Annotated in this window: 11 protein-coding genes and 1 pseudogene; 3 read left to right on the top strand and 9 right to left on the bottom strand. The window is 71.7% G+C overall.

All coding sequences use genetic code 11. The features are described from left to right. Nucleotides 1-57: 57 nt before the first annotated feature. Together ACIQAC_RS15710 and ACIQAC_RS15705 are read right to left on the bottom strand one after the other, a co-directional pair. Entirely contained in the window at nt 58-1,014 is a 957-nt protein-coding gene (locus tag ACIQAC_RS15710; protein ID WP_402191138.1) for a GlxA family transcriptional regulator, read from the bottom strand. A 78-nt stretch (nt 1,015-1,092) separates the two neighbouring features. Further along, a complete protein-coding gene (locus ACIQAC_RS15705; protein WP_402191136.1) occupies nt 1,093-2,226 on the bottom strand; it encodes a hypothetical protein in 1,134 nt (377 codons plus the stop codon). A gap of 386 nt (nt 2,227-2,612) precedes the next feature. On the opposite strand from ACIQAC_RS15705, the gene erm reads away from it, so the two are divergent. Continuing rightward, complete coding sequence (gene erm / locus ACIQAC_RS15700; RefSeq protein ID WP_402191135.1) at nt 2,613-3,392, top strand: ErmE/ErmH/ErmO/ErmR family 23S rRNA (adenine(2058)-N(6))-methyltransferase; 780 nt, start codon at nt 2,613-2,615, stop codon at nt 3,390-3,392. Further along, nucleotides 3,359-4,646: pseudogene (gene mgt, locus ACIQAC_RS15695) on the top strand (macrolide-inactivating glycosyltransferase). The gene erm and the pseudogene mgt overlap by 34 nt, the downstream one beginning before the upstream one ends. A gap of 187 nt (nt 4,647-4,833) precedes the next feature. On the opposite strand, the gene ACIQAC_RS15690 reads toward mgt, so the two are convergent. After that, nucleotides 4,834-7,083: an MMPL family transporter gene (locus ACIQAC_RS15690; protein WP_402191133.1), complete on the bottom strand. Its 2,250-nt coding sequence runs from the start codon at nt 7,081-7,083 to the stop codon at nt 4,834-4,836. Between the two features lie 446 nt (nt 7,084-7,529). Between ACIQAC_RS15690 and ACIQAC_RS15685 the strand changes: the two genes are divergently transcribed. Next, nucleotides 7,530-8,099, top strand: coding sequence for a DUF1697 domain-containing protein (locus tag ACIQAC_RS15685; protein ID WP_402191132.1), 570 nt, complete (start codon nt 7,530-7,532; stop codon nt 8,097-8,099). On the opposite strand, the gene ACIQAC_RS15680 is transcribed toward ACIQAC_RS15685, so the two are convergent. The 6 genes from ACIQAC_RS15680 to ACIQAC_RS15655 form a co-directional block, all read right to left on the bottom strand. After that, on the bottom strand, nt 8,083-8,940 hold the full coding sequence (locus ACIQAC_RS15680) for a transglutaminase-like domain-containing protein (protein ID WP_402191130.1): 858 nt from the start codon (nt 8,938-8,940) through the stop codon (nt 8,083-8,085). The two genes, ACIQAC_RS15685 and ACIQAC_RS15680, sit on opposite strands and share 17 nt — an antisense overlap. A gap of 34 nt (nt 8,941-8,974) precedes the next feature. After that, the gene (locus ACIQAC_RS15675; RefSeq protein WP_402191127.1) at nt 8,975-9,814 is read right to left on the bottom strand and encodes an aldo/keto reductase; all 840 of its coding nucleotides are present in this window, start codon (nt 9,812-9,814) and stop codon (nt 8,975-8,977) included. Between the two features lie 125 nt (nt 9,815-9,939). After that, nucleotides 9,940-10,707, bottom strand: coding sequence for a sirohydrochlorin chelatase (locus ACIQAC_RS15670; protein ID WP_402191126.1), 768 nt, complete (start codon nt 10,705-10,707; stop codon nt 9,940-9,942). Between the two features lie 10 nt (nt 10,708-10,717). Next, entirely contained in the window at nt 10,718-11,611 is an 894-nt protein-coding gene (locus ACIQAC_RS15665) for an ABC transporter permease (protein ID WP_402191124.1), read from the bottom strand. Continuing rightward, nucleotides 11,598-12,416: an ABC transporter ATP-binding protein gene (locus tag ACIQAC_RS15660; protein ID WP_402191122.1), complete on the bottom strand. Its 819-nt coding sequence runs from the start codon at nt 12,414-12,416 to the stop codon at nt 11,598-11,600. The genes ACIQAC_RS15665 and ACIQAC_RS15660 overlap by 14 nt, the downstream gene beginning before the upstream one ends. Before the next feature lie 6 nt (nt 12,417-12,422). Continuing rightward, nucleotides 12,423-13,529, bottom strand: coding sequence for an aliphatic sulfonate ABC transporter substrate-binding protein (locus ACIQAC_RS15655; RefSeq protein ID WP_402191119.1), 1,107 nt, complete (start codon nt 13,527-13,529; stop codon nt 12,423-12,425). Nucleotides 13,530-13,672 lie beyond the last annotated feature (143 nt).

Here is a 13,672-nt window from a genome sequence, read left to right as displayed (position 1 = left end):
TGACAGTGGCGGGATCGCCATGGTTCAAAAGGATCTCGCCACCCGGTCCCGGACCGGCTACTCGCCCCGGGTGAAGGTGCGCCGGTACTCGCTCGGGGTGGTGCCGAGGATGCGCTGGAAGTGCAGCCGCAGGTTCGCGCCGGTGCCGAGCCCGACGTCGGCGGCGATCTGTTCGACACCGCGCTGCGAGCGTTCGAGCAGCTCGCGGGCCAGGTCGATCCGGGCACGCATCACCCACTGCATCGGTGTGTAGCCGGTCTCCTCGACGAAGCGCCGGGAGAACGTGCGCGGCGACACCTCCGCCTGCCGGGCCAGCGTGTCGAGGGTGAGGGGCTCGCCCAGCCGGTGCAGCGCCCACTCGCGGGTCGCGGCGAACTGCTCGCCGTGCGGCTCGGGCACACTGCGCGGCACGTACTGGGCCTGGCCGCCGCTGCGGTAGGGGGCGGCGACCAGGCGCCGGGCCGCGTGGTTGGACGCGGCCACGCCGAGGTCGCCGCGCAGGATGTGCAGGCACAGGTCGATGCCGGAGGCGGCACCGGCCGAGGTGAGCACGGTGCCCTCGTCGACGAAGAGCACGTTCTCGTCGACCTGGACGAGCGGGTGCCGGGCCATCAGCGCTCGCGTGTAGTGCCAGTGGGTGGTGGCGCGCCGGCCGTCGAGCAGTCCGGTGGCGGCGAGCGCGAAGGCGCCCGTGGAGATGGCGGCGAGCCGTGCGCCCCGGTCGTGGGCGGCGATCAGCGCGTCGACGACCGGCCGCGGCGGGTCCTCGCGGTCCGGGAACCGGTAGCCCGGCACAAAGACGATGTCGGCCCACGCCAGCGTGTCGAGCCCGTGCTCGACGGAGTACGCGAGACCGTCACCGCCGGCCACCAGACCGGGCGCCGCCCCGCACACCCGCACCTCGTACGGCATGCTCGCGCGGGTCGTGAAGACCTGCGCCGGAATCCCCACATCCAGCGGCTTGGCCCCTTCGAGGACAAGAACGGCGACACGATGCAGGCGGGAGGCTGACACGGAAAGAGCCTACGTGGACCAGCCCACGATCCGCCCGACACCCGCCCGACACCCGCCCGGCCCGCCACCCGGGGACGTTCAGGTACGGGTGACGGTCCCGCACGCCTTGTCCTCGTCCGGATCGAGCGTGCGGCTGCGGTCGTAGGGATCGACGGCCGAGCCGGAGGGCGCGGGGCCGGAGGGGGAGTCGGAGTCGAACGACGGGTGCAGAAAACCGTCGTGGAGATCACAGGCGGAGTTGCCGATCTCCTGGTCGTAACGCTCGACGCTGATCCGGTCCGGGGTGACCCGGTAGCGGTCCGGGTCGGGCAGCTGCACGTCGAGCACACGGCGTACGACGGTCCTGGCGACCTCGCTGACACCGTCGCCCGCCTTCACCAGCGGGTACACGAAGGTGTAGTCGGCGTGCACGGCGAGGGAGCCCTCCTTGCCGGCCTCGAAGGTCATCCGCCCGCGCGTCTTGACCACGTCACCGGCCGGCCGTACCTCGGCGGGGTCGAAGCGGCTGAACATCGTCAGCGGATCGTGGTCCTTGTCGGGCCGGCGCAGCGAGGTGTCGAGCCGGTCGATCAGCTCCGTCTGCTGCGGCTCGATCACGGCGAGCGCCTGCTCGGGACGGCCGCCGCGCAGGGTCACCGGGTCGAGGTTGGCGTCCACCAGCAACTCCCGGGTCTGCCGCAGCGCCTGCGCCACCTGATCGGCGGAGAACGCGCCGACCGCGGTCGCCTTCGGCGGTACGATCCCGGCCGCGCCGTCGGCGTACCGCTTGGCCGGCGAGCCCGCGAACGGGTCGTCGAGGGTGGCGGTGGCCGGGGCGGCCTCGGACGGCGGGCCGGTGGGCCGCGCGGTCTCGGCGGGCAGCGTGCTGCCGGCGGAGTCGTCCGGGGCGCCGGGTCCGAAGGGGTCCCCGGGCAGCAGCGAGGGCTTCAGCGCCACCAGCCCGATCACGATCGCGAGCGGAACCCCGAGGATCGCCCACACCCGCCGGCGCCGGGTCCGCCGTGCCTGTGCGTTCGGCCGTCCCGGCTCGGCGCGCCACACCGCCGGCGCCTCACCGCGCGCCTCCTGCTCCCGCAGCCGCGCGGTGACCATCCGGGCCCGCGCGGACGGCTCCTTGGGCGCGGAGCCCGACCCGTCCTGCCCCGCCTCCGCGAGGAACCGCTCCCATTCCTCGTCGGATATGTGCGACCCCTCGGACGCCTGTCCGGACATGCTGCTGCTTCCCCTCGTTCACGATCATCACCGGACCCCATCGGGCGTTCCGCCCACCGGTCCCCCCGGGCACCGCGTCGCCTCCGTGAGACAGGGGGCCGACACGCGGACGCAAGTTTAGAGCCACCCGTAAAACCGTTTGCGCCGCCCCGCGTTCCCCTCCTAGCGTCGGCTCCGTGGCAGCTTGCAACGCGATCTTCGACTCCGGTCTCGGCCGGGGCACCACGCACTCCGTTCGGATGCGTCGTGGCCCCGGAGCCCTGACCGGGACGAGGAGCCACGCCGCCCGCTGACCTCTCGCGGGCCGCCTCCGCACTTCCTTCTCTCTTCCGGCCAGGGCCTTCGGCTGCCCTTTTCCCGTCCTACGGAAGACAAGGACCGCAGGCATGGCCCGCTCCGCACGCGCGTCTCGCGCGCTCTCACAGAACTTCCTCACCGACCGAGCCGCCGCCGAACGGCTCGCCCGGCTCGCCGTACCGCACCGCCACCCCGTCCCGCTCCTGCTCGAAGTCGGCGCCGGAAAGGGTGCGTTGACACGGGCACTCGCCCCGCGCTGCGCCGAGCTGCGGGCGTACGAGATCGACCCGAGGCTGGTGCCCGGACTGCGCACTCGGTTCGCCGGTACGCCCCATGTACGCGTCGTCGGCGCCGACTTCCTCGCCGTACCGCCGCCGCGCACCCCGTTCTCCGTCGCCGGCAACGTCCCCTTCTCCCGTACGGCCGACGTCGTCGACTGGTGTCTGCGCGCGCCCGCTCTCACCGACGCGACCCTGCTCACCCAGCTCGAATACGCCCGCAAGCGCACCGGGGACTACGGGAGTTGGACCCTGCTGACGGTACGGAGCTGGCCGTGGCACGAGTGGCGGCTGCTCGCCCGCGTCGGCCGGCACAGCTTCCGGCCGGTGCCCGGGGTGGACGCCGGGATCGTGCGGATCGAGCGTCGTGAAGTCCCGTTGCTCGACGCCGGGGCGTGTCCGGGCTGGCGGCGGCTGGTGGAGCTGGGGTTCAGCGGGGTCGGGGGCAGTCTGCACGCCTCGCTGCGGCGGGCGCATCCGCGGCGGCGGGTGGACGCGGCGTTCCGTGCGGCGCGGCTCGACCCGGGAGCGCTGGTCGGTGAGGTTTCGCCGGGGAGGTGGCTGCGGGTGCACGAGGTGCTGACGGCGTAGCGGAGAGACACGTAAACGAGTTGTACGAGACGTCTCGTCTCGCATAGCCTCGTGGGCATGACCACTCCCGCGCACATCGCCATGTTCTCCATCGCCGCCCACGGCCACGTGAATCCGAGCCTGGAGGTCATCCGTGAGCTGGTCGCCCGGGGGCACCGGGTGACGTACGCGATCCCGCCCTCCTTCGCACAGAAGGTGGCCGCGACCGGCGCCGACGTGAAGCCGTGGAACACCACGCTGCCGGGTCCCGACGCGGATCCGGAGGCGTGGGGCTCCACGCTGCTCGACAACGTGGAGCCGTTCCTCGCCGACGCGATCCAGGCCCTGCCGCAGCTGATCGAGGCGTACGACGGGGACGAGCCGGACCTCGTGCTGCACGACATCGCCTCGTACCCGGCGCGGGTCCTCGCCCACCGCTGGGGGGTGCCCGCGATCTCGCTGTCGCCGAACCTCGTCGCCTGGGACGGCTACGAGGAGGAGGTCGCCGAACCGATGTGGGCGGAGCCGCGCGCGACCGAGCGGGGGCAGGCGTACTACGCCCGCTTCGAGGGGTGGCTGAAGGAGAACGGGATCACCCAGCACCCGGATCCGTTCGCCGGGCGGCCCGCGCGGTCCATCGTGCTGATCCCCAAGGCCCTCCAGCCCCACGCCGACCGGGTCGACGAGTCCGTCCACACCTTCGTGGGCGCCTGCCAGGGGGACCGTGCCGGGCAGGGCGACTGGCAGCGGCCCGCCGGCGCCGACAAGGTGGTGCTGGTGTCGCTCGGGTCCGCCTTCACGAAGGTGCCGGACTTCTACCGGGCCTGCGTGCGGGCCTTCGGCGATCTGCCGGGGTGGCATCTGGTGCTTCAGATCGGTCGGCATGTCGAGGCAGCCGAGCTCGGGGAGATCCCGGCCAACGTCGAAGTGCGCTCCTGGGTACCGCAGTTGGCGATTCTCCGGCAGGCCGATCTGTTCGTCACGCATGCCGGGGCCGGCGGGAGCCAGGAGGGGCTGGCCACCGCCACACCGATGATCGCCGTACCGCAGGCCGTGGATCAGTTCGGGAACGCGGACATGCTGGTGGGGTTGGGCGTGGCTCGCCGTATCGATACGGAGGACGCGAGTGGGGAGGCGCTCCGGGAGGCGGGGGTCGCGCTGGTCTCCGACGAAGAGGTGGCTCGGCGGCTCAAGGAGATTCAGGCGGAGATGGAGGGTGAGGGTGGCACGCGGCGCGCCGCCGATCTGATCGAGGAGGAGCTGGGACGCCGATAGGCCAGGGCGCTCATCCGGCTGCCGGATGCCGGCAACCCCGCCAGGGGTGCGGGGAACTGCGCGACAAGCCACACCCGACCCGCACCCGCCGAACCCCCTTCCGCGGCACCCCGGATCGCGATCGCGCACGTGCGAGGGCCCGTTGACTCCCCCGGAGACCAACGGGCCCTCTGTCCTGCCCCCCGCGTCAGACGCGGACGCGTTCCCCCTCCGACGCCGGCCGCGAGGCCCCCGGTGCCGGGTCCACCGGCTCGTCGTGGGTCATGTCCGGGAGGCGGTTCAGCCACCGGGGGAAGTACCAGTTGCGCTCGCCCAGCAGGGCCATCACCGCCGGGAGCAGCACACCCCGGATGATCGTCGCGTCGATCAGGACGGCCGCCGCGAGGCCCACACCCATCTGCTTCATGGACTGCATCGACAGCGTGCCGAAGATCGCGAACACGGCGACCATGATGACCGCGGCGCTGGTCACGACCCCCGCCGTGGTGACCACACCGTGGGTGATCGCCTCCTGGGTGGTGCGGCCCCGCTGCCGGGCCTCACGGATCCGCGAGACCACGAACACGTGGTAATCCATGGACAGGCCGAACAGGATCACGAACAGGAACAGTGGCAGCCAGCTGATGATCGCGCCGACCCCCTCCGCGCCCACCAGCGAAGCGCCCCAGCCGTGCTGGAAGACGGCGACGAGGATGCCGTAGGCCGCGCCCACCGAGAGCAGGTTGAGGACGATCGAGGTGATCGCGATCGTCAGCGAGCGGAACGACAGCAGCATCAGCAGGAAGGCGAAGACCACCACGAAGACGAAGACCGGGACGACCGAGCCCACGAGCTGGTCGTTGAAGTCCTTCGAACCGGCCACCTGACCCGTGATCGGCGCCTCGACGCCGTCGACCTTGCCGAGCGTCGCGGGCCGCACCTCGTCGCGCAGCTTGTCCAGGCTGGCACCGGCCTTGTCCAGGTCGGAGCCGCCCACCAGGGGGACGTAGACCAGGGCGAGGTTCTCCCCGTCGTGCACCTTGATCTCGACCGGGCCGCGCGAGGCGCCCGAACTGACCGCCTGCTCACGGAAGTCGGCGAGCGCGGCGCGCACCTCGGGGGCGTTGATGTCGTCGGCGCCGACGACGACCTCGGCCGGCTCGGTGCCGCCGGGGAACGCGTCGTTGACCCGGTTGTACGTCTGCACGATGGGCAGCGAGTCGCCGAACTCCTGGTCCAGGGTGAGGTTCTGGGTCTTCATACCGACCGCGGGCGCCGCGATGGCCAGCAGCACACCGGTCGCGACGGCGACCGACACGACGGGCTTCGCCAGGACGCGCTTGAGCACCGCGCTCCAGAACCGGCTGCCGCCGCCCGCCGCGCTGCCCCGGCGGCGCAGGAACGGTATACGGCCCTTCTCGACCCGCTCACCCAGCAGCGAGAGCACCGCCGGAAGCACGGTCACCGAGCCGACCATCGCGACCGCGACGACCATCAGCGAGGCCAGGCCCATCGCCTCGAACTCGGCGAGACCGGTGAACAGCATGCCCGCCATGGCGACACACACGGTGACACCCGAGACGACGATCGCCCGCCCGCTGGTCGCCGCGGCGATCCGCAGGGCCGTCTGCGGGTCCTTGCCCGCCGCCCGCTCCTCGCGCTCGCGGCGCAGATAGAACAGGCAGTAGTCGACGCCGACGGCCAGACCGACCAGCAGCATCACGGAGTTGGCGGTGTCGCTCATCGGCATCACATGGCTGACCAGGCCCATCAGACCCATCGTGGCCACGATCGCGGTGATCGCCAGCAGTACCGGCACCAGCGCCGCGACCAGCGCGCCGAACGCGATGAGCAGAATGCCCAGCGCCACCGGCACCGCGGAGATCTCGGCCTTCTTGAAGTCGTCGCCGAAGGCGTCGTCGAACGTCTTCATCATGCTGGCGCCGCCGATCTGCTCGACCCGCAGCGACCCGTGTTCCCGCTGGACCTTCTCGACCGCCTCCAGCACCGGCTCGACGCGCTCGCCGGCGGTGTCGGACTCGCCGCGCATGTCGAACTGGACGAGTGCGCTGCGGCCGTCCCGCGAGATCGTGTCGGTGTCGTACGGCGACCTGACGTCGGCCACCTCACCGGTCGCCTCGACGGCCCGCACGACCGCGTCGACCGTGGCACGGAACTCGGCGTCGGTGGCCTTCGTCGAGCCGTCCTCCGCCTGCACCAGGACCGACTCGCCGGCCGGCTCCTCGATACCGGCGTCCTCGACGAGCTTCGCCGCGGTGTGCGTCTCCCCCTTGAGCTGGTCGCTGTCCTTGACGTCGACCCGGCCCGCGGCCGAGCCGAGCCCCGTCGCCAGCACCACGAACAGCACCCAGATGCCGACGGCCGCCCAGCGGTGCCGGGCGCTCCAGCTGCCGGCCCGCGCGGCGATGCCCCGCACCCGTATGTCTCCGTTCCCCATGACGGGCTTGCCCCCTTGTGTGCGGTGGCCGCCTGCTGCCGCCACCCTCCGCTCTGAAGGTAGGGGCGGAATAAAGCCATCTCGTCGTGCTGGCTGGTGAGAGCCGGGCACCGAAGATCCTCCCCTCGGACCCCGGCCCCTCCCCACTGGGGAGGAGCACGGCCCCTTACATCTACCTGGGGGATCGCGCGGAGGTGATCAGGGTTCGGGGCCGGGGCCACCCGTGCCGCGGGAACCTGTCCGGTCCGTCGCGGACATCCGCTTTGTGATTACAAAAGCTTGTTGAACAAGTCACAGCTGCGTGTAGCTGTTGATCCGTGCCCGCTCATCGGACAGAGTTTCGCGGAGCCCCACATCCCGAGCGGTATGGACTCGGGCCGGGGCACCCCGAGCCGCGGCCGTCGTGCTCGCCCCCACGGGGCACGACGGCCGCATATCGTGGACGGATGACGCGGACGACACGGACGACGACATACGCGGCCCTGCTGCGCGGTATCAACGTGGGCGGCAGCCGGAAACTCCCGATGGCCGAACTGCGCACCCTCGTCGAGGGCCTCGGTCACGGGGCGGTGCGGACGTACCTCCAGAGCGGCCAGGCCGTGTTCACGGCGGCGGACGCCGACCCGGACTCCCTCGCCGCGGAACTCTCGGCCGCCATCGAGAAACACTTCGGCTTCACCGTCGACCTGATCGTCCGCGACCACGCCTACCTCAGCGCGATCGCCGACGCCTGCCCCTACCCGGCCGCCGAGCTGGAGGGCAAGCAGCTCCACGTCACCTACTTCTCCGAGCCGGTCGACGAGACCCGCTTCGACGACCTGGACCGGGCCGCGTTCCTCCCCGAGGAGTTCAGCCTCGGCGACCGCGCCCTGTACCTCTACGCCCCGAACGGCCTGGGCCGCTCCAAGCTGGCCGAGCAGCTCGCCAGGCCCCGCTACGCCCAAAGCGGCCTGATCGCGACGACCCGGAACTGGAACACCGTGGTCAAGCTGGTGGAGCTCACCCGGCCAGCGTGACCGCCCGCATCCCGAGGTACGCGGTGTTCGACCGGATCTCCCGCGGCGCCGCCAGCCGCGGATGCGCCGCGAGACGCAGCACGTCGGCCTGCTCCTCGGCCGCGGCGACCTCGTCGAGCAGCGCCAGATCCGCCTCGGACACCGTCTCGCCGGTGTCGAATCCGGCCAGCGGACCCCACCCGTCCCACGGCAGCGTCTCGGTTCCGGCGCGGCACGCCAGATCGAGGACGAGGCTGCCGCGTACGAACCACATCCCGTGCAGCGCGGGGTTGCCCGACAACCCGAAGGTGTCCGGATCGGCCGCCCCCGTGCGGCATGCCCGCCAGGCGTCCCCCGACACCAGGAACCGGTCGCGCGGCACGTCCAGCGGATCGAAGTCCAGGTCGTACGCAGGGTGCACGGTCTGCGGGTCGGCCAGTCGCCAAGTCCCGTCCGGCAGACGGTACTCGGTGATCCAGTGGTCCTCGTGGAAGCCGTCCACGAAGTACGTGCCGAACCCGCCCCGCACCCGGGCCGGTGTCCCCGTCGCCCGCAACAGCGCCACGTGCAGCAGCGCGAAGTCCCGGCACGTGCCCACGAACCGCTCCTCGAACGCCCGCGGTTCGGTCAGCGGCGCGTCCCGCCGCCCGCGCAGGATCCGCAGGATCTCCGTGACGTACCGCGCCTCGCCGTCCTCGTGCAGCCGGCGTTCCGGGATCGTGTGGTCGAGTCGCCAACCCTCGAAGCGGTGAAAGATCAACTCGCGGACGATCCTGGCGAGTTCACCCGGATCGCGGGGCAGGTCGGTGACGTCAAGGTCGCCGGGGTCGCTGTACGGCGTCTGCCGCAGATAGAAGTCCATACGCCGCACGCTGCGCCTTGCCCCGGGGGCAAGGTCAACCGCCCGCCCGGTCCAGTACGGCCATGTCGGCCGCGGACAGCCGTAGCGCCCCGGCGTCCAGGTTCTCCTCCAGGTGGGCGAGCGACCCGGTGCCGGGGGTCGGGCAGAGCGCGGGGGAGCGGTGCAGCAGCCATGCCAGCGCGACCTGGCCCGGAGTCGCCCCGTGCGCGGCGGCGACCTCGCGGCACACCGGGTCGGACGCCAGGGTCCCGTTGCCGAGCGGGAACCAGGGCAGGAACGCGACGCCCCGCGCCTCGCACAGCGCCAGCAGCGGATCCGAGGCGCGGTCGAGCAGGTGGTAGCGGTTCTGTACGGAGACGATCTCCGTCAACTCCAGTGCGCGCTCCAGCTGTTCGGCCGTGACGGTGTCCAGGCCGATGTGCCGGACCTTGCCCTCGGCCCGCAACTCGGCGAGGGTGCCCAGTTGTTCCGCCATCGGCACCCGCTCGTCCAGCCGGTGCAGCTGGTAGACGTCGATCGTGTCGAGCCGCAGCCGCCGCAGACTCGCCTCGCACATCGCCCGCAGCCGCTCCGGCCGCCCGTCCACGTGCCAGGCGCTGTCACTGGTCCGTACGACACCACCCTTGGTGGCGATCACCAGCCCCGCCGGGTACGGGTGGAGCGCCTGCGCCACCAGTTCCTCGGCGATCGACGGGCCGTAGTTGTCGGCCGTGTCGATCAGCGTGACCCCACGTCCGACCGCCCGCCGCAGCACGGCCACCGCGTCACGCGGGTCCCCGCGCGGCCCCCAGTAGCCGGCCCCGGTCAGCTGCGCGGTCCCGTAGCCGAGCCGGCGGACGGACAGGGAGCCGAGGGTACGGGTCTTCTCGATCACACGAACGAGCCTAGCCCGGAGGCTGGCGGGTCGGGTGAGGCGAGCGGTGCGGCGGGGGAGGCGAGCGGTGGGTCGGGAGCGGTGGGTCGGGGGCGGTGAGGTCCGGCCGGGATGCCCGGCTCCCGTCACGCCAGTGAGCGCATCCGGGGCAGCGGGCCGACCCGGTGCCACGCGTGCTCCAGGGCCGCCGTCTCGTACCGCTCGACCAGCAGCCGGGCCACCTCGGGTGCCGGGCCGAGCACCTCGGCCAGTACGTCCGCCCCGGCAGCGCCACGAGCGATGCGGTCGGGGAGGAAGCCGGGGGCCAGCACGTACGGCGCCACGGCGACCCGTGCGCAGCCCAGTTCGCGCAGCTCCCGCACCGCGTCCTCGGTGCGGGGCAGGCGCGCGGAGGCGAACGCGGGCCGCACGGCGCACCAACCGGTGTGCCGCCACTCCCGCGCGATCTCGGCGATCACCGCGATCGCCTCCGGGTCGGAGGAGCCCGCCGAGGCCAGGACGACCCCGGTCGCGGGCTTGTCGGCGGGCGTCAACCCCGCCTCGTACAACCGCCGTTCCAGCGCGGACAGCAGCAGCGGCGACGGGCCGAGGACCTCCGCCTGCCGGATCCGCAGCCCGCGCGGGGCGTCCCGCAGCACCGCCGGGATGTCGGCCTTCGCGTGGAACGCCCGGGTCAGCAGCAGCGGCAGCGCCACCACGTCCCGTACGCCCTCCGCCGCCAGGGACTCCAGCACACCCTGGACGGACGGGATGTTGAAGTCCAGGAAACCGGTCTCCACGCGCAGTCCGGGCCGCAGCGCCCGCACCCCCTCCACGAGGGTGTGCACGGTCGCGGCGTGCCGCGGGTCGCGGCTGCCGTGGGCGATGACGAGGAGTACCGGTTCGTGGCGCATACGTATCAGCTCAGCTCTTCACCAGCAGACCGCGGCTGCGCAGCGTCCGCCGCTCCAGCGGGCTGAAGATCAGCAGGTCGATGGCGATACCGACGATCAGGATCAGCAGGATGGCGAGGAACACCATGGACATGGAACTGGTGTTGCGGCCGTTCTCCAGCAACTGGCCGAGTCCCACTCCGAGGTCGGGCGAGGACGCGATGATCTCGGCGGCCATCAGGGACCGCCAGGAGAACGCCCAGCCCTGCTTCAGACCGGCCAGATAGCCCGGCAGCGCGGCCGGCATCACGATGTGCCAGGTGCCCTTCAGACCGGTGGCGCCCATCGTGCGGCCCGCCCGCAGGAACAGCGGCGGCACCTGGTCCACGCCGGAGACCAGCCCGTTGGCGATGGACGGCACCGCGCCGAGCAGGATCACGGCGTACATCATCTGGTTGTTCAGGCCCAGCCAGATCACGGCCGGCGGCACCCACGCCACCGACGGCAGCGACTGGAGCCCGGACAGGATCGGCCCGATCGCGGCGCGCACGAACTTCACCCGCGCCACCACCAGGCCCAGCGGGGTGCCGATCGCGAGGGCCATCAGGAAGCCCAGCAGACCGCGCGACACGCTGGTCCAGATGTAGCCGATGAGGTCGCCCTGGAGCCAGGCGTTCTCCACCTCGCCCCACACGTCGGACGGCGACGGCAGCTTGCTCGGGTCGTCGACGACGTCGAACGTGATCAGCGCCTGCCACACCAGCAGCACCAGCAGGATCGCGGTGACCGGCGGCACGATCTTCTGGACGAAGGTCGTCCGGAACGGGGTCCGGCTGCTCTGGACGGTCTCCAGGGCGTCGAGCCCCGCCTCCAGGCCGGCCAGGTCGTTGCCGTCCTTCGGGACGGTCGTCTCAGTGCTGGCCATGGCGGCGGATCTCCCCACGCAGTTCTTCGGTGATCTCACGGGACAGTTCGACCACGGCGGCATCCTCGATGCGACGCGGCTGCGGAATGTCGACGGTCCACTGCCGGGCGATCCGGCCCGGCCGCGAGGACAGCAGCACCACCCGCTGCGCGAGCCGGGCCGCCTCACGGACGTTGTGCGTCACGAACAGCACCGAGACGCCCGTCTCGGCCCAGATCCGGGTCAGCTCGTCGTGCAGCACGTCCCGGGTGATCGCGTCGAGCGCCGCGAACGGCTCGTCCATCAGCAGCAGCCGGCTGTCCTGCGCGAGCGCCCGCGCCAGCGCGACGCGCTGGCGCATACCGCCGGACAGCTCGTGCACCCGCTTGCCGTACGCCCCCTGGAGCCGCACCAGCGCGAGGAGTTCCTCGGCGCGGCCGCGGCGCTCGGGCTTGGGCACCCCGCCCAGCTTCAGCGCCAGCTCGATGTTCTTGCCCGCGGTCAGCCACGGGAACAGGGCGTGCTCCTGGAACATCAGCGACGGACGGCCGTCCGTCGTGATCGTGCCCGCCGACGGCTTGTCGAGCCCCGCCACCAGGTTCAGCAGCGTGGACTTGCCGCAGCCCGAGGCACCCAGCAGCGTGACGAACTCGCCCGGCGCGACATCGAGCGTGATGTCGTCCAGGACGAGCTGCTGCCCGGCGGGGCCGGCGAAGGACTTCGAGACGTGCTCGATGCGCGCGGCGTGCTCCGCCGAGGTACCGGCGTCGCCGGCCTTGGCGAGGGTCGTGGTCGTGGCCATGGTCGTCACCTCCTGGGGACTCATCGGGGCTTACGGAGTGGCGCCGAGACCGGCGTCGTCGACGGTGGAGTCGCCCTCCGCGGCGAGGATCCTGTTCAGCAGCGTGAGGTCGTAGATGCCCTTCAGGTCGGGCTTCTCCAGCAGGCCCGCCTGCACGGCGTGGTCCGCCTCGGTGGTGAGGGTGGACGCCAGCGGGTCGTCGGTGATCCGGATCGACTTCCACGCCGGGTCGAGCACGTCGGCCGGCAGCGGCTTGCCGGTGTCCTCGGCCAGCTGGGCGTTGGCGGACGCCTTCGCCTTCTCCGGGTTGGTGTTGATCCACTTGTTGGCCGTGACCGACCCCTTGAGCACCGCCTCGACGGCCGCCGGGTGCTCGGCGAGGAACTTCTGCGACACGATGATGTTCGTGATCACGAACTTCTCGTCGGGCCACAGCGTCGACTCGTCGAGCAGCACCTTCCCGCCCTCGGCGACCAGCTTCGACGCGGTCGGCTCCGGCACCCAGGCCCCGTCGATGGAACCGGACTTGTAGGCGTCCGGCGTCACCTTGTTGTCCGTGCGGACCACGGAGACGTCGCCCTTGCCGCTCTCCGCGTCGACCTTCCAGCCCTGCTCCGCGATCCAGTTGAGGAACGCCACGTCCTGCGTGTTGCCCAGCTGCGGGGTGGCTATCTTCTTGCCCTTGACGTCCTTCAGGGACTTGACCTTGTCCGGGTTGACCACCAGCTTCACACCGCCGGACGCCGAACCGCCGATGATCCGCAGGTTCTTGCCGCCCGACTTGGTGTAGCCGTTGATCGCCGGGGACGGGCCGATCCAGCCGATGTCGATGGAGCCGGAGTTCAGCGCCTCGATCTCCGACGGGCCGGCGTTGAAGGTGGCGTACTCGGCCTTGGTGGCGCCGAGTTCCTTCTGGAAGAAGCCCTGTTCACGGCCGACGAGGGCGGTCGCGTGGGTCAGGTTGCCGAAGTAGCCGATGCGGACGGAGTCCAGACCGTCGACCTTCTTCGCGTTGGCCGCGACCTTCACGGTGTCGTCGTTCTTGGCCTCGGAGCCGTAGCCGCAGGCGGCCAGCGCGAGGAGCGGGAGGGTGGCGATCACCACCATCGAGCGGCGGAGGGCGGAACTGGCAGGCACGGGAGGGGTTCCTCTCGTAGGCCCGGCGGTCACGGTCCCATCAGGTCGTGGCCGGGAGGTCGGCAGGTGGCGTGCGCCCTTGGGGCGCGCGGGACAGCACGGAGGACACGCGGTTCACACACATCGCGCCACACCACCCTGCC

It is taken from the genome of Streptomyces sp. NPDC088387, assembly GCF_044753385.1.
Lineage (GTDB): Bacteria > Actinomycetota > Actinomycetes > Streptomycetales > Streptomycetaceae > Streptomyces.
This window is presented reverse-complemented; position numbering and strand designations above follow the sequence as displayed.

Coding starts and splice junctions, on each gene's coding strand:
- ACIQAC_RS15705 (WP_402191136.1), bottom strand. CDS start 2,226: ATGTCCGGACAGGCGTCCGAGGGGTCGCACATATCCGACGAGGAATGG.
- erm (WP_402191135.1), top strand. CDS start 2,613: ATGGCCCGCTCCGCACGCGCGTCTCGCGCGCTCTCACAGAACTTCCTC.
- ACIQAC_RS15690 (WP_402191133.1), bottom strand. CDS start 7,083: ATGGGGAACGGAGACATACGGGTGCGGGGCATCGCCGCGCGGGCCGGC.
- ACIQAC_RS15685 (WP_402191132.1), top strand. CDS start 7,530: ATGACGCGGACGACACGGACGACGACATACGCGGCCCTGCTGCGCGGT.
- ACIQAC_RS15680 (WP_402191130.1), bottom strand. CDS start 8,940: ATGGACTTCTATCTGCGGCAGACGCCGTACAGCGACCCCGGCGACCTT.
- ACIQAC_RS15670 (WP_402191126.1), bottom strand. CDS start 10,707: ATGCGCCACGAACCGGTACTCCTCGTCATCGCCCACGGCAGCCGCGAC.
- ACIQAC_RS15665 (WP_402191124.1), bottom strand. CDS start 11,611: ATGGCCAGCACTGAGACGACCGTCCCGAAGGACGGCAACGACCTGGCC.
- ACIQAC_RS15660 (WP_402191122.1), bottom strand. CDS start 12,416: ATGAGTCCCCAGGAGGTGACGACCATGGCCACGACCACGACCCTCGCC.